This window comes from Streptomyces ovatisporus (assembly GCF_042653885.1).
In the GTDB taxonomy this organism is placed as follows: domain Bacteria; phylum Actinomycetota; class Actinomycetes; order Streptomycetales; family Streptomycetaceae; genus Streptomyces; species Streptomyces ovatisporus.
In genome coordinates this window covers 76,279-102,396 of record NZ_JBHSFH010000014.1, presented here as the reverse complement: position 1 = coordinate 102,396, position 26,118 = coordinate 76,279, and the positions used below count along the sequence as shown (strand labels likewise).

At 72.1% G+C, this 26,118-nt stretch carries 23 protein-coding genes; 14 read left to right on the top strand and 9 right to left on the bottom strand.

Annotated elements, in window-relative coordinates:
• Positions 1 to 119: 119 nt before the first annotated feature.
• From ACFPA8_RS23855 to ACFPA8_RS23845, 3 genes are read right to left on the bottom strand one after another with little or no spacing between them, the layout of a single operon-like run.
• Complete coding sequence (locus ACFPA8_RS23855; RefSeq protein ID WP_386451686.1) at positions 120 to 1,619, bottom strand: LCP family protein; 1,500 nt, start codon at positions 1,617 to 1,619, stop codon at positions 120 to 122.
• Positions 1,620 to 1,678: 59 nt separating this feature from the next.
• Positions 1,679 to 3,760 carry a bifunctional polysaccharide deacetylase/glycosyltransferase family 2 protein gene (locus ACFPA8_RS23850; RefSeq protein ID WP_386451684.1) on the bottom strand — a complete coding sequence of 694 codons (2,082 nt, stop codon included), beginning with the start codon at positions 3,758 to 3,760 and terminating at the stop codon, positions 1,679 to 1,681.
• Positions 3,757 to 4,059 carry a hypothetical protein gene (locus ACFPA8_RS23845; RefSeq protein ID WP_386451682.1) on the bottom strand — a complete coding sequence of 101 codons (303 nt, stop codon included), beginning with the start codon at positions 4,057 to 4,059 and terminating at the stop codon, positions 3,757 to 3,759. The genes ACFPA8_RS23850 and ACFPA8_RS23845 overlap by 4 nt, the downstream gene beginning before the upstream one ends.
• A gap of 1,079 nt (positions 4,060 to 5,138) precedes the next feature.
• Here ACFPA8_RS23845 and ACFPA8_RS23840 point away from each other — a divergent pair.
• On the top strand, positions 5,139 to 5,666 hold the full coding sequence (locus ACFPA8_RS23840) for a GNAT family N-acetyltransferase (RefSeq protein WP_386451681.1): 528 nt from the start codon (positions 5,139 to 5,141) through the stop codon (positions 5,664 to 5,666).
• Between the two features lie 69 nt (positions 5,667 to 5,735).
• The gene (locus ACFPA8_RS23835) at positions 5,736 to 6,347 is read left to right on the top strand and encodes a flavin reductase family protein (protein ID WP_386451679.1); all 612 of its coding nucleotides are present in this window, start codon (positions 5,736 to 5,738) and stop codon (positions 6,345 to 6,347) included.
• 32 nt (positions 6,348 to 6,379) lie between these two features.
• On the opposite strand, the gene ACFPA8_RS23830 is transcribed toward ACFPA8_RS23835, so the two are convergent.
• From ACFPA8_RS23830 to ACFPA8_RS23820, 3 genes are all read right to left on the bottom strand, one after another.
• Entirely contained in the window at positions 6,380 to 7,402 is a 1,023-nt protein-coding gene (locus ACFPA8_RS23830) for a DMT family transporter (protein WP_386451677.1), read from the bottom strand.
• 177 nt (positions 7,403 to 7,579) lie between these two features.
• Positions 7,580 to 8,467: an undecaprenyl-diphosphate phosphatase gene (locus ACFPA8_RS23825; protein WP_386451675.1), complete on the bottom strand. Its 888-nt coding sequence runs from the start codon at positions 8,465 to 8,467 to the stop codon at positions 7,580 to 7,582.
• A 119-nt stretch (positions 8,468 to 8,586) separates the two neighbouring features.
• A complete protein-coding gene (locus ACFPA8_RS23820) occupies positions 8,587 to 9,300 on the bottom strand; it encodes a TVP38/TMEM64 family protein (protein ID WP_386451673.1) in 714 nt (237 codons plus the stop codon).
• A 539-nt stretch (positions 9,301 to 9,839) separates the two neighbouring features.
• On the opposite strand from ACFPA8_RS23820, the gene tuf reads away from it, so the two are divergent.
• From tuf to ACFPA8_RS23800, 4 genes are all read left to right on the top strand, one after another.
• On the top strand, positions 9,840 to 11,015 hold the full coding sequence (tuf, locus tag ACFPA8_RS23815) for an elongation factor Tu (protein WP_386451672.1): 1,176 nt from the start codon (positions 9,840 to 9,842) through the stop codon (positions 11,013 to 11,015).
• Between the two features lie 253 nt (positions 11,016 to 11,268).
• A complete protein-coding gene (locus ACFPA8_RS23810) occupies positions 11,269 to 12,093 on the top strand; it encodes a spermidine synthase (RefSeq protein ID WP_386451670.1) in 825 nt (274 codons plus the stop codon).
• A gap of 98 nt (positions 12,094 to 12,191) precedes the next feature.
• Entirely contained in the window at positions 12,192 to 12,650 is a 459-nt protein-coding gene (locus ACFPA8_RS23805) for a DUF4442 domain-containing protein (protein ID WP_386451668.1), read from the top strand.
• Between the two features lie 176 nt (positions 12,651 to 12,826).
• Positions 12,827 to 13,612, top strand: a complete 786-nt coding sequence (locus ACFPA8_RS23800) for a DedA family protein (RefSeq protein ID WP_386451666.1) — start codon at positions 12,827 to 12,829, stop codon at positions 13,610 to 13,612.
• A 3-nt stretch (positions 13,613 to 13,615) separates the two neighbouring features.
• Here the strand turns inward: ACFPA8_RS23800 and ACFPA8_RS23795 are convergent, their stop codons facing one another.
• Positions 13,616 to 14,161: a gamma carbonic anhydrase family protein gene (locus ACFPA8_RS23795; RefSeq protein WP_386451665.1), complete on the bottom strand. Its 546-nt coding sequence runs from the start codon at positions 14,159 to 14,161 to the stop codon at positions 13,616 to 13,618.
• Positions 14,162 to 14,291: 130 nt separating this feature from the next.
• Here ACFPA8_RS23795 and ACFPA8_RS23790 point away from each other — a divergent pair, with 130 nt between their 5' ends.
• The gene (locus ACFPA8_RS23790) at positions 14,292 to 15,020 is read left to right on the top strand and encodes an acyltransferase (protein WP_386451664.1); all 729 of its coding nucleotides are present in this window, start codon (positions 14,292 to 14,294) and stop codon (positions 15,018 to 15,020) included.
• Between the two features lie 89 nt (positions 15,021 to 15,109).
• On the opposite strand, the gene ACFPA8_RS23785 is transcribed toward ACFPA8_RS23790, so the two are convergent.
• Positions 15,110 to 15,985, bottom strand: a complete 876-nt coding sequence (locus ACFPA8_RS23785) for an EamA family transporter (protein ID WP_386451763.1) — start codon at positions 15,983 to 15,985, stop codon at positions 15,110 to 15,112.
• Between the two features lie 103 nt (positions 15,986 to 16,088).
• Here ACFPA8_RS23785 and ACFPA8_RS23780 point away from each other — a divergent pair, with 103 nt between their 5' ends.
• Positions 16,089 to 16,661 carry a helix-turn-helix domain-containing protein gene (locus ACFPA8_RS23780; protein ID WP_386451662.1) on the top strand — a complete coding sequence of 191 codons (573 nt, stop codon included), beginning with the start codon at positions 16,089 to 16,091 and terminating at the stop codon, positions 16,659 to 16,661.
• A gap of 95 nt (positions 16,662 to 16,756) precedes the next feature.
• Entirely contained in the window at positions 16,757 to 17,329 is a 573-nt protein-coding gene (locus tag ACFPA8_RS23775) for a YbaK/EbsC family protein (protein ID WP_386451660.1), read from the top strand.
• Positions 17,330 to 17,472: 143 nt separating this feature from the next.
• On the opposite strand, the gene ACFPA8_RS23770 is transcribed toward ACFPA8_RS23775, so the two are convergent.
• A complete protein-coding gene (locus ACFPA8_RS23770; RefSeq protein ID WP_386451659.1) occupies positions 17,473 to 17,880 on the bottom strand; it encodes a CoA-binding protein in 408 nt (135 codons plus the stop codon).
• A 77-nt stretch (positions 17,881 to 17,957) separates the two neighbouring features.
• On the opposite strand from ACFPA8_RS23770, the gene ACFPA8_RS23765 reads away from it, so the two are divergent.
• The 5 genes from ACFPA8_RS23765 to ACFPA8_RS23745 all read left to right on the top strand — a co-directional run bounded on the left by ACFPA8_RS23765 (position 17,958) and on the right by ACFPA8_RS23745 (position 26,023).
• Entirely contained in the window at positions 17,958 to 18,584 is a 627-nt protein-coding gene (locus tag ACFPA8_RS23765) for a YigZ family protein (RefSeq protein ID WP_386451657.1), read from the top strand.
• 167 nt (positions 18,585 to 18,751) lie between these two features.
• Entirely contained in the window at positions 18,752 to 20,272 is a 1,521-nt protein-coding gene (locus ACFPA8_RS23760) for an MFS transporter (RefSeq protein WP_386451655.1), read from the top strand.
• A 226-nt stretch (positions 20,273 to 20,498) separates the two neighbouring features.
• Positions 20,499 to 21,305: an SDR family NAD(P)-dependent oxidoreductase gene (locus tag ACFPA8_RS23755; protein WP_386451653.1), complete on the top strand. Its 807-nt coding sequence runs from the start codon at positions 20,499 to 20,501 to the stop codon at positions 21,303 to 21,305.
• 342 nt (positions 21,306 to 21,647) lie between these two features.
• A complete protein-coding gene (locus tag ACFPA8_RS23750; protein WP_386451652.1) occupies positions 21,648 to 22,883 on the top strand; it encodes an exonuclease SbcCD subunit D in 1,236 nt (411 codons plus the stop codon).
• Complete coding sequence (locus tag ACFPA8_RS23745) at positions 22,880 to 26,023, top strand: AAA family ATPase (RefSeq protein ID WP_386451650.1); 3,144 nt, start codon at positions 22,880 to 22,882, stop codon at positions 26,021 to 26,023. Before ACFPA8_RS23750 ends, ACFPA8_RS23745 begins: the two co-directional genes overlap by 4 nt.
• Positions 26,024 to 26,118: the final 95 nt, after the last annotated feature.

Genomic DNA, 26,118 nt, shown 5'->3' with positions numbered 1-26,118 from the left:
GCAGCACCGTATCCGGCACCCCGCCCCGGCGGCTTCACCAGGGCGGACTTGGGGACCGCCGGTTCGGCCTGGGCCGGGACGAGTGTGACGTGTGTTGCCCGAGAGGCGCCGGGCCGGGCCTACCGCTGGTTGATCGTCACCTTCTGATCCCGCTTCAGCTGACCGAAGAGCTTCTCGGCCTGTGCCGTGTTCCATGCCACCGCGTCGCCCTTGGACGTGCGGATCGGTCCGGTGGTCGGGACGTTGATCCGCTTGCCGCCGCCGCCCGAGATGCCCTGCACCGACCGCAGCATGGTGGTCAGTTCCTTCAGGCTCATGCCCTGGTCGACGACCAGCGTGTCGAGCCCGGCGCTCACCGCGGGATACACGGCGCCCGGGTCGAGGGCCGTGTCCGGGTCGGCAGCCTTCTTGGCGAGTGCCGAGAGGAACTTCTGCTGATTCTGCGTCCGGCCGAGGTCTCCCTGCGCCTCCTGCTTGCGCTGGCGTACGAAGGCGAGCGCCTCGGCGCCGTCGAGGTTCTGGCAGCCCTTCCGCAGATTGGCGCCCGAGTCCTTGTCCTTGATGTTCCGGTCGACGCACATCGGGACACCGCCCACGGCATCGACGATGTTCACGAAGCCGGCGAACCCGATCTCCGCGTAGTGGTCGATCCGCAGACCCGTGTTCTGCTCGATGGTGCTGATCAGCAGCTCCGGACCGCCTTGTGAGAACGCCGCGTTGAGCTTGTTCTCCACAGGCCCGGAGGTCTTGCCCGTCGAGGGGTGGGTGTACCCGGGGAGGGTCACCCACGAGTCGCGCGGGAAGCTGACCATCGTCGTGCCGTTCGCGCCCTTGTGCAGCAGGATCATCGAGTCGGTGCGGCGGCCGCCGAAGACGCCGGTGTTGAGCCTCTTCCTGTCCTCCTCGGAGAGCCCCTCACGGCTGTCGGAGCCGACGATGAGGTAGTTGGTGCCCTTGCCGGCCGGGGGGCGGGAGTCGAACTTGTCGAGGTCGACGTTGCGCTGGAGCTTCGTCTCCGCCCATGCGTACGTCCCCACGGAGCCGGCCAGGACCGTCACGAGCAGGACGACCGCGGCACGCCGCAGCGGGCGCCGGCGCCGCGGACGGCCGGCGCGGGGCGCCTCCGGACCGAAGCGCGAGGAGAAGCCGCCCGGACCCACGGGGCCGCCCCCTCCGGGCGGGAAGGCCGGGCTGCCGGGGCCGCCGGGCTGGACGGCGCCGGGCTGGAAACCGGGCTGGACGGCGCCCGGCTGGTGGGGCTGGACCGCTCCGGGACCCTGGACACCGTGCGGAACCCCTCCCGGCCGGCCCGCGGCGGCCGGAGACTCCTGGGCGGGCAGGGGCGTGGTGCGCCGTGCGACCGCCTCGCCCTGGATGACCTCGCCGGTGGGCGGCTTCGGACCCTGCCGGTCCTCTCCTGGCCTCGGCGGATAGGTGACGGGTCCTCCGGGCCGGGTGGGGCTCACCACGTTCACGGGGTCGCCCACCGCGTACTCCCCCGTGTCGAAGGCGTCGCGCCTGCGCCGGCCCCCGGAACGCGGGGCGGTACGACCCTTCCGCGATCCGGCCCGCGCACCGCCGCGGCCACCTTCGGCCCACTGGTCGTGTGGGTCCTTCATGGCCCGACTCTCCCCTCGCTCACTTCGTTCCGGTCACTTCGCTTCTCTCGCGCTCTCGGTCACTTCGACGACAGACTCCGCTGCTTGACGGGTTCGCTCAGCAGATGCTGGTCGGCGGTGCCCGAGCGGCGCATGCGCTGCCACTTCAGCCGGTTGCCCAGCAGCGCGGTCACCACGGACTGGATGATCACGAAATAGAGCAGCTGACGGTAGACGAACAGCTGCAGTGGCAACGCCCACAGCTCACGCATGGGCTCCCGGTCGAGCCGCAGCGCATACGCGGCCGTCACCATCTGCATGAGCAGGAAGCCCAGCCAGACGCCCAGCGCCTCCAGGGGGTGCCGGAAGAAGAGCCCGTACAGGAAGAACACGTCGACGACGGGCGCGGCGAAGGGCAGGGCGATCTGGAAGAGCGTGAGGTAGCTCAGGCCACGGCGTCCGAAGCGCCCTGCCGGTCCCACCTCGAGCGCTGCGCGCCGGTGCTTCCACATGGACTGCAGCGTGCCGTAGCACCAGCGGTAGCGCTGCCGCCACAACTGGCTGAGACTTTCGGGCACTTCGGTCCACGCGATGGCCGTCTCCTCGTAGACGACGCGCCATCCCGCACGCCACAGGGCCATCGTCAGGTCGGTGTCCTCGGCCAGGGTGTCGTCGCTGACGCCGCCGATGCCCAGCAGGGCGTCGCGGCGGAAGGCACCGATCGCTCCCGGGACCGTCGGCATGCACTCCAGCACCTCGAACATGCGCCGGTCGAGGTTGAAGCCGAAGACGTACTCCAGGTGCTGCCACTTGCCCAGCAGCTTCTGCCGGTTGCCGACCTTCGTGTTCCCGCTGACCGCGCCGATCGCGGGGTGGGCGAGCGGCTGGACGAGCTGGTGCAGTGCCTCCGGCTCGAAGACGGTGTCCGCGTCGACCATCACCACGATGTTGGTTCTCGCGTGCGCCAGACCGGTGTTGAGAGCACCGGGCTTGCCGGTGTTGCCCTGCCGTACGACGAGGACACGGGGGTCCCGGATGCGTTCGGCGATCTCGGCGGTGGCGTCGGTCGAGCCGTCGTCGATGACGATGACCTGGATGTAGGGATGCGTGGACGCGAGCAGTGAACGCACCGTCGACTCGATGCCCGCCTCCTCGTTGTGGGCGGGTACCAGCACCGTCACCGGTTCGTTCACCTCCCTCAGCCAGGGCGAACCCGGCCGGAACCTCTGCAGACGCCGCAGGTGCATCCGCGCGAACATCAGCAGCAGGATGAGCCTCAGCAGGCTCAGTCCTCCCGCGGCCACGAGGGCCCACGCCATCGCGCTGGTGAAGAAGGCGCCGAGCATCCTCGCCCAGATCAGGCCCTCGCCCCGGAGCCGCTCGGCGGCGGAGACGGTCGTGGTGGGGGAGGGCCGTCCCAGCCCGTCTGTGACGGTCGTGAACCTCTCCACGTTCCGGTTCCGCAGCAATTGCTCAGCCTCGTGATAACCGAGATCCGAATTGCTGTACTGGCGCACCACGCCCTGCGACGGTTTCCGGGACTTGCGGTCCGCCGCGACGATCAGATAACCCTGCTCCGCGCTGCGCACAGCGGCGTCCCAGGATTCACCGCAGAGCGTGTCCGCCGCGGTGGTGTGCGGCAGCCTCAGCAGCCCCGTGTTGACTCCCGCCGAGCCGGCCAGCGCCGTCTGCGTCAGCGACAGCTCCACGCTCGAGCGCACAGGCGAGGCCGAGCCCAGGTCGCCGCCGGTGTAGGTGTACGAACCGATCTCATGGCCCTCGGCGCGGATGCGGCGCACCAGTTCGGGGTGGCGTGTCGCCTGGGAGCCGTAGATGAAGAAGGTGGCCTGCGCGCGGTGCTTGCGCAGCAGATCCAGTACCCGCGGCGTCCATACGGGGTCGGGGCCGCCGTTGAAGGTGAGTGCGGCCGTGCGGGGCGGCATGGAGGCGGTCTGTACGGTGCCGTCGTTCAGGCGGAGTATCGGGTCGCCGGTGTCCGCCGCCCTGGGCATGGGCGTCGTGCACGGGCGCTTGTTGCGCGCGGAGTCGACCTCGTGGTTCGTCCAGCCCTCGAAGACGAGCGCGGCGATGACCACGGGGAGAAAGAGCAGCAGCAGCAGCCAGTGCCCCCGTGGGTCCCGGCGCAGCGCGTGACGGCTCACCTGCTCGCGCCGCCGGGACGGGCCGGGGAGGTGGCGGGTGCGGTCGGGGGCTGTGAGGGGTTACGGCCCTGGTCCGTCGAGGACTTGGGCGAGGGGTTCGCTCCGGGCGACTCCGAGCGCGCGGGGAACTGGGCTCCCGCGGGCACGTCCGAGTCGTCCTGGGAGGAACTGCTGGGCAGCGGCTCGTCCATGCGCGGCGGGTTCTCGCCGGTGGATTCCTGCAGACCTCCGAACACAACTGCGAAGATGGCGAGATACCCGGTGCAGGCACACCCGATGGTCACTGCCGCGTAGCGCACGAGTCTCCTACGCCTACCTGAACTGGCAATGAATATCGGGTGATTCTGGTCTTCACGCCTCCGACGGCTGTCGTTCATGGATCGCATGGGGCGTGAGTGTAGCCAGCCCGGAACGCGAGTGAGCCGGAAAGATTCAGTAATCCCCCTGTGAACTGTGTCGCCTTTTTCTCAGGTCCGCTGGGCAGTAGCCGTATTCGCATGCGTCACCACTCTTGGTTGACAGTCCGGCCCCCCGGTCCCCCACTGCGCATGATGCCGCTCAACTGCGCACGAAACCCTGCCGAATGCCCGGAGGGGCTTGTCGTTGACGCCGGTGCGCGTTGCGGTCACGTGGCGGGAATTTGCCGCAGCGGCAGTGCTCCTGACGGGCCGGGGGAGTTTCACCGGGGTACCCCGGGGCTTGGTTTCCGGGCGTCCGGGCATGGGGAAACACCCGGTCGTGGCGGGGTCGGCGGCCGGGGGCGATGTGGCGGGGAATCACGTCGGCCTTTCCGGACGCCCCCGTCACCGCACCGCCGTTCTGAACCATTTGTCATGGATCCACTGCTCACTGCGTCTTCACAGGCCGGGCCTCCTTGTGACGGGAACATTGGCCGGATCCGATCGGTCCGCGGTTGTCGGTCGTCTCTCTCGTGTATAGGTGCGGCGTTCGCTTACGCGCAGAGAATGGCGAACTAACAGCCCTGGCAGGCAAAGAACTTGTTGTCAGGGGTTTTCCACTTGTTTCCTGTCTTCCCCGCCAATCACGACGGGAAGGATCTGCTGCCTGTTCCTCGTGTTCCGCTGAATTGCGACATTCGGCCCGGCGGGCAGTGAGAGATCGCACGTCACAGACCTGCGTGAAGAAGAAGTGAAGATCGAGTGGTGAAGAGGAAACCCCGGTTCCAAGTGCCGGGCGCACGGCCGGAGTCCGGTGGGCACCGGGAGCGGCGGACGTCCCCCGGCGGCGCCCGCGCGGCCCGAGGCCCCGAGTGTCACGCCAACCACCCCCCGTTTTTATTCAGTTGAGCGTGCAATCGGCCGGTGCTACTTCTCGGTGGTTCGCGAGGTTTCGTCAGACATAGGGGAGGCACCCCGGCATGGTTCCCGGAGAACGCATCGGTCTGCGGGCCCTGGAGCCTTCCGAGGCGGAGCGGCTGTGGCGCTGGAATCAGGACCCGGACGTCATGCGCTGGATGAAGGACGGCCATCCGCAGTCCCTGGCGCAGGTCCGTACACGCCTGGAGGGACGTCCGCCCAACGCCTACGGGGACGTCCTCTTCGGCATCGAGGTCCTCGACGACGCCGAGCTGATCGGTCTCGTACGGCTGCGCGACGCCGAGCCCGAGCGGGGATGCGCCGAACTCGACATCTACCTCGGCGAGAAGGAGTACTGGGGGCGCGGCCACGCCACCGACGCGGTGCGCACGGTCTGCCGCTACGGGTTCGGCAAGATGCGTCTGCACAAGATCTCGCTGACTGTCGTCACCGAGAACCACTCGGCCCATCACGTCTACAGGAAGGTCGGGTTCGTCGAGGAGGGGCGCCTGCGGCAGGTCTTCCGGCGCGACGGCGAGTGGTACGACATGTTCACCATGGGGCTGCTGGAGGGCGAACTCCGCGCCTGAGCACGGCACTTCACCCCGCTGCCGGGGCGCTTGGCGGAAGCCGGCCTGCGGGCGTGGATACTTGTCCGTATGCGCACCGACTTCGACCCCGGGAGCCTTCCCCGGGACGACTTCTACAGGCTGCTGACCGCACTGGTCGTACCCCGCCCGATCGCCTGGATCTCCAGCACCACACCGGACGGCACCGACAACCTCGCACCGCACTCCTTCTTCAACGTCGCGTGCGTGTCACCGCCCGTCGTGCAGTTCTCCTCGGTCGGCCGCAAGGACTCCCTGCGCAACATCGAGGACACCGGTGAGTTCGTGGTGAACCTCGCACCCGAGCAGCTGTTCGGGCAGATCAACGCCACGGCCACCGACTTCCCCCGCGGGACGGGCGAGTTCGACGCGGTCGGCGTGGAGCGGGAGGCCAGCCTGCGGGTGAAGCCTCCGAGAGTGGCCGCCTCGCCGGCGGCCCTGGAATGCGTACTGCACAGCACGGTCCGGCTGGGTGACTCCACTGTCGTCTTCGGCCGCGTCGTACACGCCTGCGTCTCCGACGACGTCCTCGTCGACGGCCACCCCGAGGCCGGCAGGATGCGCCCCCTGACCCGCATGGGCAGGAACGAGTGGGCCTCCGTCGGGGAGATCCGCGAGATCGCCCGCGTCCCGTTCGGCGAATGGCAGGAGCGGCACGGATAGACGCTCGTGCCGGCTCCGCAGCAGTGCCGGGGTCAGCGCCGCGAGCCGGGCACCCGCGGTCCGGGCGGGTGCGCGCCGATCCGCGCACGCCGCGGATGGAGGCCCAGATGTCCGTGCGCGGCCGCCGTGTGGAGGACGCGGGAGAGCCTGCCGGGCGGGTGGATCACCACCGGGCCGGGCCCCCGCACGGGTGCGGACGGAGCGGGAGTGCGCCGCCCACGGGTGCGCGCCGCGTGGTCGGCGGACAGTACGACGAGCCCCCAGGCGGCGACGCAGGCCGCGAGGACGGCGCCCGCAGCTCCCAGAGCGCCGAACCGGAATCCCTCGCCGAGCAGCACGATGCCCACAGCGGCAGCGAAGGCCGGATTGACGACCGTGGTCGTCGCCAGTGGCGTGGCCAGCCCGCCGCCCCGGTAGGAGGCCTGCGAGGACGCGAGCCCGGTTGCGGCGAGCACGGCGATCAGGCCCATCAGCGGCGCGAGGACCAGCAGGGACGAGGCGCTCCAGCTGTCCGCCACGGTCTTGATGAAGACCGAGGCTGCTCCGTAGGCGACGCCCGCCGCCGTCGCGAGCGAGACGGTACGCATCAGCCGGGCACGGCGCCCGACGGTCGCGGCGCTTGCCACGAGCAGTGCGAGCGCGCAGGCCACGGCGACCGTGAGCGTCAGCTGCTCGCCCCCGGCGAGCGCACGGGACGGCGTCGAACTGGTGAGTACGAGGAGCACGGCGAGCCCCGCCGATACGAGGGCGATGCCGCGCCACGCGACGCGGCTCACGGGCCGGTGGACCATGACGGCTGCCAGCGGTGGCGCGAGGACGAGAGTCAGTACGCCCAGCGGCTGCACCAAGGAGAGAGGCCCCAGGCCCAGAGCGCCCACGTGCAGCAGCGCCCCCAGGCCGTTCAGGGCGACGGCCCCCCACCACCGGGCCGAACGCAGCAGCCCGAACCGGCTGGGCGGCGTCGTCGCGGCGATGCGTTCCTGGACGATGGCCGCAGTGGCGTAGCAGACGGCCGAGAGCAGTGCCAGCAGCACCGCGGCGATGAGCGCGTTCACGGCCGAACCAGTCGGAATAGGTGCATCCGGTTCATACCGTCAACTGTGCCTCTTACGGAGGCCGGGTGTCCTCGTACCTCAGGTGGGTACTGCCGTACGGCCTCAGGACCGCACCCCCGCGCCGGGGTGCACCCTGAGGCCCACATGATCCCCGGGGCCCCGGGGACCCGCGGGCGGTCAGTCCGAGGAGACGCCGCCGGACGACGCGCCTTCGTTCGGGCTCAGCACACCCGTGGCGACCAGGGTGAACAGCAGCACGCCCAGCAGGATGCGGTAGATCACGAAGGGCATGAAGCTGCGGGTGGAGATGAACTTCATGAACCAGGCGATCACGGCGTACGCCACGAAGAAGGCGAGGAGGGTCGCGAAGATCGTCGGTCCCCACGAGACGTGTCCCTCGCCGATCTCCGTCAGCTCGAAGACGCCGGAGGCCATCACCGCCGGGATCGCGAGCAGGAACGAGTACCGCGCCGCTGCCTCACGGGTGTAGCCCATGAACAGTCCGCCGCTGATGGTGGCGCCCGACCGGGAGACGCCCGGGACCAGGGCCAGCGCCTGGGCGCATCCGTAGAGGAGCCCGTCCCTGACCGTCAGCTGCTCCAGCGTCTTGCGCTCCCGCCGCTGCCGGTGCTCGCCGCCGCGTGCGTCGCGGGCCGCGAGCCGGTCGGCGATGCCGAGGACGATGCCCAGCACGATCAGGGTGGTGGCGATCAGGCGCAGGTCCCGGAACGGACCCTCGATCTGGTCCTTGAGCGTCAGGCCCAGCACGCCGATGGGGATCGAACCGACGATCACCAGCCAGCCCATCTGGGCGTCGTGGTCGCGTCGCATCCCGCGGTCGGTCAGCGACCGGAACCAGGCGGAGACGATGCGGGCGATGTCCTTGCGGAAGAAGATGATGACCGCTGCCTCCGTCCCGATCTGCGTGACGGCGGTGAAGGCGGCTCCCGGATCCTCCCAGCCCGCGAAGGCCGCGGTGAGCCTGAGGTGAGCGCTGGAGGAGATCGGGAGGAACTCGGTCAGCCCCTGGACGAGCCCGAGGATGAACGATTCGAACCAAGACATCTACTAAGACCCGTCCTGTCATCAGACATGCCGGTGACCCGCGCGAGTACGCAGCGCGATCACGCGGAGCAGACTACAGCGGCAGAATGACGCGCCCTCAGGGGGGCGTGGAGAGGGTCCTACGAGCCCGGTTCCGCTCCGCGCAGCACCTCGCGCTTGCGCCAGGCGAGGACGGCGCCGCCCAGTCCCGACAGCGCGATGAAGCCGAAGGCGGCGAGGAAGACGGGCGACGTCGGGGCGGCGGCGTGGCTGCCGGCGACCACGTATGCGGCGGTGTTGGGGATCACGCCCAGTGCCGTGGCGGCGAGGAAGGCCGGCCAGGTCATGCGGGAGACGGCCGCTCCGTAGTTGGAGGCCGCGAACGGGATGCCGGGCAGCAGCCGGATCACCAGCATCGAACGGAAACCGTGTCTGCTCAGCTGGCGGTCTGCTGCGGTGAGCCAGCGGGCCCGCAGCATGGGGCGCAGGGCGTCCTGGCCGAGCATCCGGCCGAGGCCGAAGGCCATTCCGGAGCCGATGACCGTGCCGAGGACGGCCGAGAGTGTGCCGGCCTCGATGCCGAAGAGGGCGCCGGCGGCGACGTTGAGAACGGGTCGGGGCACGAAGGCGGCCGTGCACAGGCCGTACGCCAGAGTGAAGACGATTCCCGCCACACTGCCCGAGAGGTGCGGAGGCAGACCGTGGATGACGAACCGCTGCGGCTCGTACACCAGCACCGATATGCCTGCGGCGCACAGGAGCACCAGCAGCAGGGCCAGGCGGTACCTGGGCGAGAGCAGAGTCCGCGCCAGCCGGCTGGTCGAGTCGGCGGGCTGCGTGGCGGTGTCCGGCACGTCGGTGAGCGTATCGGACGTGCACAGCCCTCCGCGGGGCGAGAACGCCGGGAGTAAGGCGTCCCACACCCGGACCGGACGTCGCGCCGCACGCCGCCGCTCGCGGCGGAAGCCCCGCCGGACGGGGCTGTCGTCCGGCGGCTCGGGCGACTGCCGGGAGACGGCCGGCGACGGGAAAAATCAGTCGACGCAGGGCTGTTGGGGCGTCAGGATCGTGCACATGTTCCGGCAGGCCCTTCTCGCAGCGACGTCCGCAGCAGCGGACGCGCAGAGGGCTGCCGTTTCCCCGTTCTGCAAGCCCGTCGCTGCTGTCGCTGCCTCCACCGCAGTCACCGCAGTCACTGAGACCGCAGACGCCGCTGCCGACGCAGCCGCCACTGCGGGCGCAGCCGCCGACGGCGCCCGAGGCTGACCCTTCCCGGAACGCACCGAGGACCCCGCAGGGGGAGGGTCGGCGGGTCCCCGGGGTCCCCGTTCCCACCGCGCGAAACCGCCTCCGGAGCGAGGCGGGCACGCGCTGCAGACGAGGAAGAGAACCCATGCCCAAGCAGGCATACGTGCGTACCAAGCCCCACCTGAACATCGGCACGATGGGCCACGTGGACCACGGCAAGACGACGCTGACCGCCGCCATCACGAAGGTCCTCAGCGACCGCGGCGCCGGCGCCTTCGTGCCCTTCGACCGCATCGACAAGGCCCCCGAGGAGGCGGCCCGCGGCATCACGATCACCATCGCGCACGTCGAGTACGAGACGGACACGAGGCACTACGCCCACGTGGACATGCCCGGCCACGCCGACTTCGTCAAGAACATGGTCACCGGCGCCGCCCAGCTCGACGGGGCGATCCTCGTCGTCTCGGCCGTCGACGGTGTGATGCCGCAGACCGCCGAACACGTGCTGCTGGCCCGGCAGGTGGGCGTCGAGCACGTCGTGGTCGCGCTGAACAAGGCGGACGCGGGTGAGGAGGAGCTGACCGAACTGGTCGAACTGGAGGTCCGCGAGCTGCTGACCGCCCACGGCTACGCCGGTGACGCCCTCCCCGTCGTGCGGGTCTCCGGGCTGCGGGCCCTGGAGGGCGACGCACGCTGGACCGCTGCCGTCGAGGCGCTGCTGGACGCCGTCGACACCCACGTCCCGGTGCCGGAGCGCTACGTGGACGCGCCCTTCCTGCTCCCGGTGGAGAACGTGCTGACCATCACCGGACGCGGAACCGTCGTCACCGGTGCCGTCGAACGGGGCCGGGTGCGCGTCGGGGACCGGGTGGAAGTGGTCGGCGCCGGCGTGGAGACCGTGGTGACTGGTGTGGAGACGTTCGGCAAGCCCATGGACGAAGCACAGGCCGGTGACAACGTCGCGCTGCTGCTGCGCGGCGTGCCACGGGAGACGGTCAGGCGCGGGCACGTCGTCGCGCAGCCAGGCAGCCTCACCCCCCGCCGGCGGTTCGAGGCGGAGGTGCACCTGCTGCCGACAGCCGACGGCGGGCGCCGCACCCCCGTGCACAGCGGATACCGGCCGCAGTTCTACCTGCGCACCGCCGACGTGGTCGGTGACATCAGTCTCGGCGAGGACGGGATCGCCCTGCCCGGCGACACTGTGAGACTGCGGGTCGAGCTCGGTCACGAGGTGCCGCTGGAACCCGGTCTCGGCTTCGCCGTCCGCGAGGGCGGGCGCACCGTCGGCGCCGGCACCGTGACGGAGGTCGGCGCGGAGTGAGCGCGGGGTGAGCGCGGAGTGAGCGGAACGGCCCGTACGTGCGGCAGCGGCACAGCGCACACAGCCGCGCGTACGGGCCGCACTCCGTCGCCCGCACAATGGGACGGTGGAGAAGCAACAGCCCGAACAGCAGAAAACCGCCGGTGCGTCCGCGCCACCGGCGGCGCCGTCCCCGCAAGCCCCGTCCCCGCAAGCGCCGTCCCCGCAAGCGCCGTCCCCGCAAGCGCCGTCCGCGGCCGAGGCGATACCCGTGATGCGGACCGTCGACTCAGGGTCCGCCAAGCTCATGCCGGACGTCGACCAGCCGGACGCCTGGCTGCTGACCGTCGACGGCACCCCCCAGTCGTACGTGGACCTGCGCGACCCCACGCACCTCGAGTTCGAGTACACCCGCCGTGTCGCCCACGTCCTCGACCTCGCCGCGCCCGCAGGGCAGCCCCTCGACGTGCTGCACCTGGGCGGCGGCGCCCTGACCCTGCCCCGCTACGTCGCCGCCACCCGGCCCGGCTCCCGGCAGCGCGTGGCCGAGACGGACGAGGCCCTGTCCGCACTCGTCGGGGAGCACCTCCCCCTGCCGGAAGGCTCAGGTGTCGGCGTCGAGGCCCTGGACGCCCGCAGCTTCCTCGACGCGTCACCCGCGGAGTCGGCGGACATCGTGATCGCCGACGTCTACGGCGGTGTGCACGTGCCGGCGCACCTGACCACCCTCGGCTACGCCCGTGCGGCCTGCCGGGTCCTCCGCCCGCACGGCCTCTACGTCGCCAACCTCGCCGACTCGGCGCCCTTCCCCTTCGTCGGGGCCCAACTGGCCACACTCGGCGAGGTGTTCACGCACCTGTGCCTCATGGCGGAGCCGTCCGTGCTCCGTGGCCGTCGGTTCGGCAACACCGTCCTGGTGGCCGCGCACGAGCCGCTCCCGCTCGCCGAACTCTCCCGCCGCGCCGCTTCGGACGTCTTCCCGGCCCGGGTGGAATCCGGTCCGGCGCTCGCACGGTTCAGCGAGGGGAGGACCCCGGTACAGGACGGCGACGCCACGCCCTCGCCGGTGCCTCCCCGGGGCGCCTTCACCATCGGCTGACCGGTCGCGCCGCCCGCCGCCGGACCTGCGGCCGGTCAGCGGGAACCGTTGCCCGAGAGGGCTTACGGATCATGGTTACCGAGTGGTAACCTCCCGTCATGCCCACAGAATCCCTTCCGTCCGTCGGCGAGATGATGGCGGCCACCGTCCCGATGGCAGGCACGCTCAACCTGGAGTTCTCCGAGACGACCCCCGAGCGGGCCGTCGTGGTCCTGCCCGACCAGAGCGCCTTCCACAACCACGTGGGCGGCCCGCACGCGGGTGCGATGTTCACACTCGCCGAGTCGGCCAGCGGCGCCATCGTGCTCGCGGCCTTCGGGGATCAGCTCAAGCGGGCGGTGCCGCTGGCCGTACGTGCGGAGATCGACTACAAGAAGCTCGCCATGGGGGCCGTCACCGCCACCGCGGAACTCGGCCGGCCCGTGGCGGAGGTGCTCGCCGAACTCGACGCGGGGGAGCGGCCGGAGTTCCCGGTGCGCGTCTCGATCACCCGCGAGGACGGCGCCGTCACCGGCGAGATGAAGATCATCTGGACGCTCCGCCCGCACGCCGCCTGACCACTTCCCCGCTCTCTCCGAGCCGCCGTGCCGGGGCGTCTGCGGCGGCGTGGACCGCTGTTTCCGTGCATCGGTTAGGCTGCCGGAACGTGTGCCCGCGGTGTGCGGGCGGCGTGCGCGGGTTGACCACCGGACCGACTGCCTCCCGCGTTCATCACCGGCGGGAGGATGCCCAGTTGCACGTCCAGGAGTGGCTCGAGAACGTGCCCGCGGTGAGCATCTACCTCCTCGTGGGGGTGGTGATCGGGCTCGAGAGCCTGGGCATCCCGCTTCCCGGCGAGATCGTCCTGGTCAGTTCCGCGCTTCTCGCCTCCCAGCACGGTGAGATCGACCCGCTCATCCTCGGAGCGTGCGCCACCACGGGAGCCATCGTCGGCGACTCCATCGGCTACGCGATCGGGCGCAGGGGCGGCAAGCCACTGCTGGCCTGGCTCGGGCGGAAGTTCCCACGGCACTTCGGCCCGCACCACGTCGCGACCGCGGAACGCTCCTTCGAGCGGTGGGGGATGTGGGCGGTCTTCTTCGGCCGCTTCGTGGCCCTGCTGCGGATCTTCGCGGGACCGCTCGCCGGTGTGCTGAGGATGCCGTACTGGAAGTTCGTCATCGCCAACGTGCTCGGCGGGATCCTGTGGGCGGGCGGCACCACGGCCGTCATCTACTACGTGGGCATCGTCGCGGAGGCGTGGCTCAAGCGCTTCTCCTGGCTGGGCCTGGTCGTCGCCGTCCTCTTCGGGCTCACTTCGATGATCGTCCTGCGCCGGCGCTCCCGTAAGGCCGAGGCGCGGCAGACGGCCGTGCAGGGCGAGCCCCTGGCCTCCAGCGCCCAGACCCCGGACGGCTCCCGGGAGCCGGCAGCGGCGGACGACGGCACTCCCCGTGCGCCGGGTGGAGCCGAGGGGGCGCCGGGCGGCGACAGCGGCAGCGGCCGGGAGACGGTCCCGGCTGCCGAACGGACGGACTGACGGTCACCCGCCTGCGGCAGGCGAGACCTCGTCGCGGTGAGCGCGCGCCAGGTGCTGGTACATCTCCGCGTTGGCCCTGATGCCTTCGCGCTCCTCGGGCGTCAGCTCGCGCTTGATCTTCGCGGGCACGCCCGCCACCAGCGAACCCGGCGGCACCCGCATGCCCTGAGGCACGAGCGCGTGCGCGGCGATCAGGGAACCCTCCCCGATGTGCGCGCCGTTGAGAACCGTCGCACTCATCCCGACCAGGACGCCGTCCTCCACGACGCAGCCGTGCAGCACCGCGTTGTGTCCCACCGAGACGCCCTCGCCGACGTGAGTGGGGTAGCCGGGATCGGCGTGCACCGTGCAGTTGTCCTGGATGTTGGAGCCGGCGCCGAGCGTCACGGCGTCGCAGTCGGCGCGAAGTACCGCCCCGTACCAGAGACTTGAAGCCGCTCCCATGGTCACGTCGCCCACCACCACCGAGGTCGGCGCGGTGAAGGCGTCCTCGTCGATCTTGGGCACCCTGCCGCTCACGGCCGCGATCACCGGTCGCTGCTCCGTCATCGTCATCGTCTCCGTTCGCTTCCCGCCCGGCCGTTCACCGGTTTCCCGCTGAACCGTATGTGATGGATGGGTCGAAGATCACAGGGGACCGTCCCCTCCCACCGGGCCCCGCTCGCACTACCGTGACGGCGTGCCATCGATCCGGAACCTCCCCGCAGCACTGGCCTCCCGAGCGGTGCACGGCGTCTGGCGCCTGGTGCAGAACGCGGGCGCGGTGACCGCCGAGCGCCAGGGTCCGTACGCCTTCCGCCGCATCGGCGAAGGGACGAGGCTGGCCTTCCCGCAGGGGACGGTCTTCGGCACGCCCTGGATCGAACTCGGCGCCCACTGCGTCATCGGGCGGGAGGTCACCCTCAGCGCCGGGATGCTGCCCGGCCTGGACCTGGGACCCGACCCCGTGCTGAGCCTCGGCGACGGCGTCGTCCTCGGCCGCGGCAGCCACGTCATCGGGGACACGCGGCGCTCGGTCACGATCGGGGACGACGTCTACTGCGGGCCGTACGTCTACGTCACGTCCACCAACCACTCCTACGACGACCCGCACGAGCCCGTCGGCAAGCAGTGGCCCCGCACCGCCCGGGTCGAGATCGGGGCCGGGAGCTGGCTGGGCGCGGGAGCGGTGATCCTGCCGGGCGCCCGGCTGGGCCGCAACGTGGTCGTCGCGGCGGGCGCGGTCGTACGGGGAGAGGTCCCCGACCACGCCGTGGTCGCCGGAGCGCCGGCCCGGATCGTACGGCGCTGGGAGGCGGAGCGGGGCTGGCAGCCGCCACTGCGCACCCCGGCCCCCGTGCCGGTGCCCGCCGGTGTCTCGTCCGAAGAGCTGCTCGCAGCGGCCGAGTTCGCTGCGGACGCGGAGTAGCGGGCCCTGAAAAGGGACGCGGAGTAGCGGGCCCTGAGCAGGGACGCGAAGCGGCGGGGCGGCCGCGGGGGTGAGGGGACGCGCCGCCGTCAGACCGAGGCCAGGAGCACCGTGCCGCACAGGGCCAGGCCGGCACCCGCGGCCTGGATGCCGCGCAGCCTCTCCTTCAGCAGGCCGCGCGCCGCGAGTGCCGTGACGACGGGATAGAGCGAGGCGAGTACGGCGGCAGTGGTCACCGGGCCGTACACGGTCGCGATCATGTAGGTGCCGTTGGCGGCGACATCGGCCAGGCCGACGAAGGCGAGCGCGGGCAGGGCGGCTGTGACGGCGCGGGCGCCGCCGTCCGCGTCGGAGGGGAGCGCCGGCACGCCGCGCCGCACCTGCACGTACAGGGCCGCTCCGCCGACGACCACGTTGCACACCCGCTGGACGAACAGCGCCAGGAAGAGTCCCGCCACGGTGGCGGTGAAGGCGTGCTCGATCAGCGCCATGACCGCGCCGAAGCCCACCGCGGACAGCAGTGTCAGTGCGATGGTCTGCCGCTGCACCGGCGCACCGCGCAGCTCCGGCCCGCCGGCGAGCACCACGCCCGCCACCGCGACGGTGATGCCCACGGCCTGCAGCCAGCCGGGCCGCTCGCCCAGCGCCAGTCCCGCCGCGACCGGTACCACCACGGCCAGCGAGGCGAGCGGGGAGACCACGCCCATCGGCCCCTTGGAGAGCGCCTTGTAGAAGGCGAGCATGGCGACGGGCCCGACGACGCCGGCTGCCGCCGCGAACCACAGGTGCTCTCCCCACTCGCTCCAGCCTCCGGTGGCGACGACGAGCGCGCCCAGGGCGACGGCTGCGAGCGCCTGCGAGACGACCACGACCGTCAGCGCGGACATGCGGCGGGTCAGCAGTCCGCCCCCGAAGTCGGCCAGCCCCCACATCAGGCTGGTCGTCAGGGCCAGGACAGCGGTCATGGGAACGCCCCCAAGTACAGTGGTGTGAACGCGGAAGTACAGCTCACCGTAGTACAGCACGCTGAACTCTGTCATTCACAATAATGGACGGTATTCGAAGACCGTGACGGACCTCGACCACCTCACGCAGTCCCTCGCCCGCAATCTGAAGCGCTGGCGTCAGGAGCGCGGCTTCACGCTGGAGGGCCTGGCGGCCCGCGCGGGCGTCAGCCGGGGGATGCTCATCCAGATCGAACAGGCCCGTACGAATCCCAGCGTGGGCACCGTCGTCAAGGTGGCCGACGCGCTGGGCGTCAGCATCACCACGCTGCTCGACTTCGACCAGGAACCCCAGGTGCGGCTCGTGCCCGCGGACCAGGCGGTCCGGCTGTGGTCGACGGAGGCGGGCAGCCACAGCACCCTGCTGGCCGGTGCGGAGGCGCCGGGGCCGCTGGAGCTGTGGTCGTGGCGGCTGATGCCGGGGGAGGGCAGCGACTCCGACCCCCACCCGGCGGGCACCGCCGAACTGGTTCATGTGACGGCCGGCGAACTCACCCTGTGCGTCGAGGGCGGTGAGCACCGCGTACCGGCGGGAACCTCGGCGAGCTTCGAGTCGAACGTGCCGCACGGCTACCGGAACGACGGTGCCGAGCCCGTCGAGATGACCATGGCCGTGTCCGTGCCCGCACCCCGCTGACGTCCGCCGCCCGTCCGGGCCTCCGCGTCCGAACCGGCCCCGTACGGCACCGTGCGGGGCCGCTACTCCAGGGGTGCGGTGTTAGCGTGCGCCGCATGCGCGCACCCATCGGAGACTTCCCCTCGGCCACTCCGGCCGCCGAAGCTGCGGAAGCCGCCGCGTTCGCCGGCCCCGCAGCCGACGCCGTACGGGAGTGGGAAGGCACCGTTCCGGGCGGGCAGTTGCTGTACGTGGACACCGACCCGGAGAAGGCCGACACCGCCGTCTTCATCGAGAACTACGGTGCCGACCTGTACGAGACCTCGGCCAACTGCGTAGTGGTCGCCGCGAAGCGCGGAGGTGAGCGAACTCTCGCCGCATGCGTGGTGCTCTCCCGCACCCGCGTGGATGTCAACGGTGTGGTGAGACGTCAACTCGGCGCCAGAAAGGCATCGTTCGCGCCGGCGGAGACCGCCGTCACCGAGACGGGCATGGAGTACGGCGGCATCACACCCTTCGGTCTCCCCGGTGGATGGCCGGTGCTGATCGACCGGTCCGTCGCGGAGCTGCCGTGGACGCTCATCGGCAGTGGCCGGCGTCGGGGGAAGCTCATCGTGCCGGGCAGGGCGCTGACCGAACTGCCCGGTGCCGTGGTGCTGGAGAAGCTGGGCGTCCCGGTCTCCGGCTGACCCGCCCGGGCGGACGTGCCGGACGTGCCGACGGGACCGCGGAAGTGCGGGAAGCGGCGCGGTCGCGTGCTCGGTGAATTCCGGTGCCCGGCAGAGGTGTTCGCCGTTCCGCCCAGCGCGCCGGCCGGGACGGGTGACGCCCCTCAGGTCAGCTGGGGAATCTCGATCGCGGGGCAGCGGTCCATCACCATGTCCAGGCCGGCGGCGCGCGTACGCTCGTACGCACTCTCGTCGATCACGCCCAGCTGGAACCAGACCGCCCGGGCGCCGATCTCCACGGCACTGTCGGCGACATCTCCCGCCAGCTGCGAGTTGACGAAGACGTCCACGACGTCCACCGGGAAGGGGATCTCGGCCAGGCTCGCGTAACCCGTCTCGCCGTGCACGCTCTCCGCGCTGGGATGCACCGGCACCACGCGCTTGCCGAAGCGCTGCAGGACCTCCGCGACGCCGTAGGCAGCGCGCCGCCGGTTGGTCGACAGGCCCACCACGGCCCAGGTGTCCCCCGTCTCCGTCAGGATCCTGCGCACCGTCTCCGTGTCTGCGTACATGTCCCGTGCAACGGGCGGACCCCCCTGCGCATTCCCGCGCTGCCCCGCCGTCCGCGGGCGCTGCGTAGGGTGCCGGTATGCAGGAGCAGTACGTGACGGTCGCCGGCGAGGGTGTGCACGAGACGGAGGTCAGCCGTTCACGTTTCCTGTGTGCGGTGGCCCCCGCGGCGACAGAGGAGGAGGCGCGCGCCTTCATCGAACGCGTCCGCGCCCGGCACCCGGGGGCGTCGCACCACTGCTGGGCGTACGTCATCGGCACGGACGGCGGCGTGCAGAAGGCGAGCGACGACGGCGAGCCGGGCGGTACGGCCGGTCTCCCCATGCTGCAGATGCTCAACCGTCGCGGGATCCGCTGTGCCGTCGCCGTCGTCACCCGCTACTTCGGGGGTACCAAGCTCGGTGCGGGCGGGCTGATCCGGGCGTACGGCGGCGCCGTGGGGGAGGCACTGGACGCCGTCGGCTCCAGCGTGCGGCAGCGCTACCGCCTCGTCACCGTCACCGCCGACCACCAGCGCGCGGGCAGGCTGGAGAACGACCTGCGCAGCAGTGGCCGCTCGGTGCGGGAGGTGACGTACGGCGCGGAGGTGACCTTCGAACTCGGCCTGCCCGAAGCCGACATCGGCGATTTCCGGCGGTGGCTCGCGGACAGCACGGCGGGCACGGCGCGCCTCGCGCTCGGCGGCGAGACGTACGGCAGCGTCTGATCCCCTGCGCGCCGCGGGGGCGCTGCGCCGCCCGGGGCCGGGCGGGTGGATCTCTTGCAGGGCGGGTGCGGCGGACATAGCGTGACGCATGCGGAGATTCCGCTGTCCAGTCGTCGTGACGCCTGCCGCCGTACAGCCATGGCGCCGTGGAGCCGAAAGGTCCGCCGATGCCCGCACCACCGGACGGTCCCGGAGGCGCCGCCGGCCCGGCGTCCCGGGACACGGCCCCGCCGCACACCCCGCACCGCTGGCCGGCCCTGGCGGTGATCAGTCTGGCCCAGCTGATGGTGGTGCTGGACGCGACGATCGTGAACATCGCCCTTCCGTCCGCGCAGCGCGCTCTGGGCTTCGACAACGACGGCCGGCAGTGGGTCGTGACCTCCTACACCCTCGCCTTCGGCAGCCTGCTGCTGCTGGGCGGACGGCTGGCCGACTACTTCGGCCGCCGCCGGACGTTCGTGACGGGCCTCATCGGCTTCGGCGTCGCCTCGGTGCTGGGCGGCGCCGCCGGCAGCTTCTCCGGGCTGATCGGCGCACGCGCCGTGCAGGGCATGTTCGGGGCGTTGCTCGCCCCTTCCGCCCTGTCGCTGCTGACGACCACGTTCACCGAACCGCGTGAGCGGTCACGGGCGTTCGGCGTCTTCGGCGCCATCGCGGGGTCGGGTGCGGCCATCGGGCTGCTGCTGGGCGGGCTGCTCACCGAGCATCTCACCTGGCGCTGGACGCTCTACGTCAACGTGGTCATCGCCGCTGTCGCGGTGCTTCTCGGGATGCTGCTGCTGCCCCCGCACAGGCCGTCGGAGCGTCCCAGGCTGGATCTGACGGGTGCCGTGCTGGTCGCGGGCGGACTGTTCTGCCTGGTCTACGGGTTCTCCGCCGCCGACACCGAGGCCTGGAGCGACTGGCGCTGCTGGGGGGCGCTGACGGTCAGCGCCGTACTGATCGCCGGTTTCGCCGTGCACGAGGTACGTGCCGAACGTCCGCTGCTGCCGCCGCGTGTGCTGCGCGACCGCAACCGGGCGGCCTCCTTCCTGAGCGTCTTCATCGCCGGCGCGGGGATGTTCGGGGTCTTCCTCTTCCTGACCTACTACCTGCAGCGGACGCTCGGATACTCACCCGTGACCACGGGGCTCGCCTTTCTCCCGCTGGTGGGTTCGCTGATGCTGACGGCGCAGCTCTCCACGAACGTGCTGATCCCGCGCCTCGGGCCGAAGCCCGTGGTGCCCACGGGGATGGGCCTGGCCGTCGCCGGGCTGATCTGGCTCACCCCGCTCGGTCTGCACAGCGGGTACGCGGCGCACGTACTGCCTCCGCTGGTGATCCTGGGGGTGGGACTGGGGCTGGTGATGCCGTCGGCGATCTCTCTCGCCACCCTGGGTGTCGCGCAGCGGGACCAGGGCGTCGCCTCGGCCACCGTCAACACCATGCAGCAGGTGGGCGGTTCGGTCGGCACAGCGCTGTTCAACACCATGGCCGCCGCTGCCGCGACGGAGTACGCGCGCAGCCACCCGCGTGCACCGGACGTGGCCGCGCGGGCCCAGGTGCACAGCTTCACGGTCGCCTACTGGTGGGCGACGGGGTTCTTCGCCGTCGGTCTGGCCGTCACCCTCGCCCTCTACCAGCGGGGCCGTCCGAGGGACCTGGCGGTGGGGAGGACGACGGGAGGCCCGCCCGAGACCGGCGGCTGACCCCCCGAGCCCGGCCGCGCGGCCTTCGACGCGCCTGCGGTACGCGAATCCCATCCGGGCACCGGCACGAGCCGGGGCGGCCGTCGCCCGGCCCACCGGTCCGACGCGCGTGCCCCGCCCGTACGCTTTCCCGAACAGCCGGAACAGGTGAGGAAAGGCGGCCCCGGCCGTCCTCACCGTGCACCAGGGACCGGCCCGCGCAGGTGGGAAGGACGGCGAAGCAGCGATGACGCAGCAAGTGGCAGCCGCGAAAGGCGAGTTCAGCGGACGCACAGCCGCCGTGACCGGGGGCGCCTCCGGTATCGGTCTGGCCGTCGCCCGGGAGCTGACCCGCCGGGGAGCCGAGGTCTGCGTGCTGGACCTGGCCGCCGACGCGGTGCCCGAGGGCCTGCACGGGCTGGCCTGCGACGTCACCGACCGCACCTCGGTGGAGCGGGCCTTCGGCCGCATCGGGGAACGCTTCGGCCGCCTCGACGTCCTGGTCAACAACGCGGGGATCGGCGCACAGGGCACTGTCGAGGACAACGGCGACGACGAGTGGAGCCGCGTGCTGGACGTCAACGTCACCGGCATGGCGCGCGTCTCCGCCGCCGCCCTGCCGCTGCTGCGCAGGGGCGCCGCAGCAGCGGGGGACGGCGCCGCGATCGTCAACACCTGCTCGGTGGCCGCCACGGCGGGGCTGCCCCGGCGTGCGCTCTACTCCGCCAGCAAGGGCGCCGTGCTCGCGCTGACCAGGGCCATGGCCGCAGACCATGTCCGTGAGGGCATCCGCGTCAACTGCGTGAACCCCGGCACCGTGGACACCCCCTGGATCGGGCGGCTGCTGGACACCGCGCCCGACCCGGGCGCCGAACGTGCCGCACTGGAGGCCCGGCAGCCCTCCGGACGGCTGGTCTCGGCGGAAGAGGTCGCGGCGGCAGTGTGCTACCTGGCGGGCCCCCTCGCCGGTGCGACGACCGGTACGGCCCTCGCGGTCGACGGCGGCATGCAGGGGCTGCGCATACGCCCGCCGGAGCCGCCCGCCGGACGGTGACGGGCAGTCCGCCGAGGTCCGTCCCGGCGCCGCGGGCGGTGAGCAGGCGCCGGGCGGGGCGGTTCCCCCTCGGCCACGCCCGTGGTCGCGTAGCTTGGTTGACGGCTCATCAGCTGGGCGCGTCCGTCAACTGCCCCTGCTTTGCGCCGTGTCCGGGCTCATCCCTGCACGCACGTCCGCTCCGGTGGCACCGGCCGAACCGCTCGGCCGCCCGGCGCGGCTTCCTCCGGGCACGCCGGAACGGGCCCTGAGAGACCGATGTCAGTGCCGGCTGGTAGACCATTGGTGATCCGGATCAGCACCAGGGCGGGGAGAGTTGAACGTGCGGGTGGGAGCACTGCTGTGAGATTGCTGCACACGTCCGACTGGCATCTGGGGCGGAGCTTTCACCGCATCAGCCTCCTCGATGCACAGAGGGACTTCCTCGACCATCTCCTCGCCACCGTCGAGGAGGAGAAGGTCGACGCGGTGCTCGTGGCAGGCGACGTGTACGACCGGGCGGTGCCGCCGCTGGCCGCCGTCGAGCTGTTCGACCAGGCTCTGCACCGGCTCGCGGAGCTGCGCGTGCCCACCGTCATGATCTCCGGCAATCACGACTCCGCACGGCGGCTGGGCGTCGGCTCCGGGCTGATGCGGCACGCCGGGGTCCATCTGCGTACCGACCCGGAGGGCTGCGGCACGCCCGTCGTCCTCTCCGACGAGCACGGCGACGTCGCCTGCTACGGGCTCCCCTACCTCGAACCCACGCTCGCGCGGGCCGCGTTGGGCGCCGAGGAGGGCGGTCACACCGCGGTGCTCGGCGCGGCCATGGAGCGGGTGCGCGTGGACCTCGCCGCCCGTCCCGGCACCACGCGCTCCGTCGTGCTCGCCCACGCCTTCGTGCACGGAGGTGAAAGCTCCGACAGCGAACGGGACATCACCGTCGGCGGGGTGTCCGCCGTGCCCGCATCGGTCTTCGAGGGCGTCGACTACGCGGCGCTCGGACATCTCCACGGCTGTCAGACCATCAACGGCCGGGTGCGCTACTCCGGTTCGCCTCTCGCCTACTCCTTCTCCGAGAGCACCCACCGCAAGTCCGTGTGGCTCGTCGATCTCGACGCCGAGGGGGCCGTCGCGGCGCAGCGCCTGGACTGCCCGGTGCCGCGTCCCCTGGCCCGGGTCCGCGGCACTCTGGAGCAGCTGCTGGAGGAGCCCGGACTGGAGACGCACGAGCAGGCGTGGGTCGAGGCCACGGTGACCGACCGCGTACGTCCGCACGGGGCGATGGCCACGCTGGCGACCCGCTTCCCGCACATCGTCAGCATCGTCTTCGACCCCGAGATCCGGGACACCGGTGAACAGGTGTCCTACGCACGCCGCCTGCGGGGGCGCAGCGACCAGCAGATCGCCGAGGACTTCGTGGGACACGTGCGGACGGGGCGCGCGGCGGACGCGCTGGAACGGGAGATGCTGGGGGAGGCCCTGGAAGCGGCCCGCGTCGAGGAGGCACAGGAGGAGAGCCACCGCCCGCGCGGCGGTACCCCGCCGCGCTCCGCACGGATGCACTCCGTCCCGGCCGATGCGGAGGCCGCGGGATGAGACTCCACCGGCTGTCCCTGACCGCCTTCGGGCCCTTCGCCGGCGAAGCACGGGTCGATTTCGACGAACTCTCGGCCGCGGGGCTCTTCCTGATGCACGGCGCGACCGGCGCGGGCAAGACATCCGTGCTGGACGCCGTCTGCTTCGCGCTCTACGGCGGGGTGCCCGGCGCCCGCCAGCAGCCGGGAGGCACCCTGCGCAGCGACTACGCGGCACCGGGCACCCTCACCGAGGTGATCCTCGACCTGACCATCGCGGGACGGCGCCTGGAGATCACCCGCCGTCCCGAGCAGAGCCGCCCCAAACGCCGCGGCACCGGCTCCACCCGGGAGCGCGCCCAGTCCTGGCTGCGCGAGTACGACGCGGGGCCGGGGGAGTGGCGGTCGCTGAGCCGCTCCCACCAGGAGATCGGCGAGGAGATCGCGCAGCTGACCGGCATGAGCCGTGACCAGTTCTGCCAGGTCGTGCTGCTGCCGCAGGGGGACTTCGCCCGGTTCCTGCGAGCCGGCGCCGAGGACCGCGCCAAGCTGCTCGGCAGGCTCTTCGACACGGGCCGCTTCGCGGCGGCCGAGGAACAGCTGGCCAGGATGCGCAGGAACGCCCAGGAGGCGGTGCGCGCCGGCGACGAAGCGCTGCTGCGCCTTCTGCACCGGATGAGGCAGGCCGTCGGCAGCGAGGAGGGACTGGCCGGACTGCCGCTGTCCGGCGGCTCGCCCGCCGACCGCGCACCTGCGCCTGCGGCCGGGAGAGCAGCCCGCACGGCCGTTCCGGACCAGCGCGGCCGCGGCGACGGCGGCGCCACCGACGGCAGCGCCGGAAACAGCGGCGTCGACCCGGCACCCGGGGACCCGGGGCTCGCGGCGGCCGTCCTGGAGTGGGCGGCGCTGGCCCGTACGAACGCCCGTGAGCGAGCGGACATCGCCTCGATCGCCGCGACCGCGGCCGAGGAGCAGCACTCCGTGGCGATGGAGCACCTCACCGCGACACGTGAAGTCGCGCGGCGGCAGAGGCAGTTCGCGGAAGCGGAGGAACGTGCCCGTGAGCTGGCGGCCCGCGCCGCCGACCGCGAGCAGGCCCGGGGACGCCTGGACCGCGCCCGGGCGGCAGCGGGCGTCGCCCCGGCGCTCGCTCTCCGTGACTCGGCGGCGGCGGCGCACGCCGAAGCGGCGTCGGCCGAGTCCCGGTGCCGCGCCCGGCTGCCTGCGGAGCTGGGGGACGCACAGCCTGAGCACCTCGCCCGCCTTGCCGGCGAGGTACGGCAGGAGCTGGGCACCCTCGACGCGGCACGGCGGGCGGAACAGCGATGCACCCGTATCGAGGCCGAACTGGCAGGTCTGGAGCGGGAATCGAAAGCGGACGAGGAGGTCCTGCGGGAGGCGGAGGAGTGGCTGGCCGGATGGGAGACGGCGCACCCCGCCCATCAGCGGCGGGTGGACGCCGCGCAGGAGGCGGCAGCGCGTGCCGAACACCTCGCCGGCCGGCTCGAGCCCGCCCGGCAGCGCCTGGAGGCCGCCCGGCGCCGCGACGGACTCCTCCACCGGACGCGGGAGGCCGAGGACGAGCTCCTGCGGGCGCGCGAGAGCGCAGCCGCCGCCCACGAGGAGTGGCTGCGCCTGAAGGATCTCCGGCTGCGGGGCATCGCCGCGGAACTCGCGGCGGACCTGCGGGACGGCGAGCCCTGCACGGTGTGCGGAGCAACCGCGCACCCCGTCCCGGCCCGCGCGGGCGCCGGCCATGTGGACCAGGCCGCCGAGGACGCCGCCCTCGGCACGTACCGCGAGGCCGAGGGCGCCCGTGAGGCGGCGGACCAGGCGGCGCGGGACGTACGGGAGGCGCTCGCCGCCGCCCGCGCGGAATCGAAGGACGAGGACACCGAGGCCCTGACGGCCGCCGTCGCCGGTCTGGAGAAGGACCACGCGGAGGCCCACACCGAGGCAGCCGGTGCACACGCCGCCCGCGAAGCCCTCGCCCAGGCGGAGCGGGAACACTCGGGACGTCTCGCGCAGCAGCAGGCCGCGGAGCGGAGGGCGGCTGCCCGCACCTCGCACCGGGAAGCACTGCAGCGCGAACGCGCCGCTCTCGAAGGCGACTTGGCGAAGGCCCGTGGTGACTCGGCCGGTGTCGCCGAGCGGGCGGCGCTGCTCCAGCGCCGCGCGGGCCTGCTCGCCGACGCGGCGGAGGCCGCCCGCCGTGCGCAGGCGACGGCCCAGCGGGTCGCGGAGGCAGACGCACAGCTCGCCGACGCGGCCACTCGTACGGGGTTCACGAATGCTGCTGCCGCCGCGGCAGCCGTACTCGGCGAGGCGGAGCAGCACGCCCTGCAACAGCGCCTCGACGAGTGGCAGGCAGCCGAGGCCGCTGTCGCCGCCGCCCTGCAGGACCCCGAACTCACCGAGGCGGCAGCCCTCCCGGCCGCCGACCCCGGGGCCGCCCTGCGCGCGACCGAAGAGGCCACACAGCGGCTGCGGCATGCCTCGGCCGCGCTGGAGGCCGCCCGTACCCGCTGCGGCGAACTGGACGTACTCACCCGGCAGGCCCTCGCCGACGCCCGGGGCCTCGCCCCACTGCGAGCGGACTACGAGCGCGTCGCCCGGCTCGCGGGGCTCGCAGCAGGCACCTCGGTGGAGAACGAGCACCGGATGCGCCTGGAGTCGTACGTCCTGGCCGCCAGGCTGGAGCAGGTCGCGGCGGCGGCGAGCGCACGGCTGTCCCGGATGTCGGCGGGCCGCTACACCCTGGTCCACTCCGACGAACGCGTCGGCGGACGCGGCCGGTCGGGCCTGGGCCTGCACGTCATCGACGCCTGGACCGGGGCGGAGCGCGACACCGCGACCCTCTCCGGGGGAGAGACCTTCTCCGCGAGCCTCGCCCTGGCGCTCGGCCTCGCCGACGTCGTCACGGACGAGGCGGGCGGCACGCGGCTGCAGACGCTCTTCATCGACGAGGGGTTCGGCAGCCTCGACGAGCAGACCCTGGACGAGATCCTCGACGTCCTGGACTCCCTGCGGGAACGCGACCGCTGTGTCGGCATCGTCAGCCACGTCGCCGACCTGCGTCAGCGCATCCCCGCACAGCTGGAGGTCGTCAAGTCCCGGGAGGGCTCGGCCCTGCGCCACCGGTCGGCAGTGGCTCTCGGCTGACGCGCGGGGCGACCGCGGTACGCAGTGGGGCCGGCCGGAGTGCCCGCGCCGAAAACGCTGTGACGGCAGGCAGGGCAGCCATCAGGCTGGCCGCC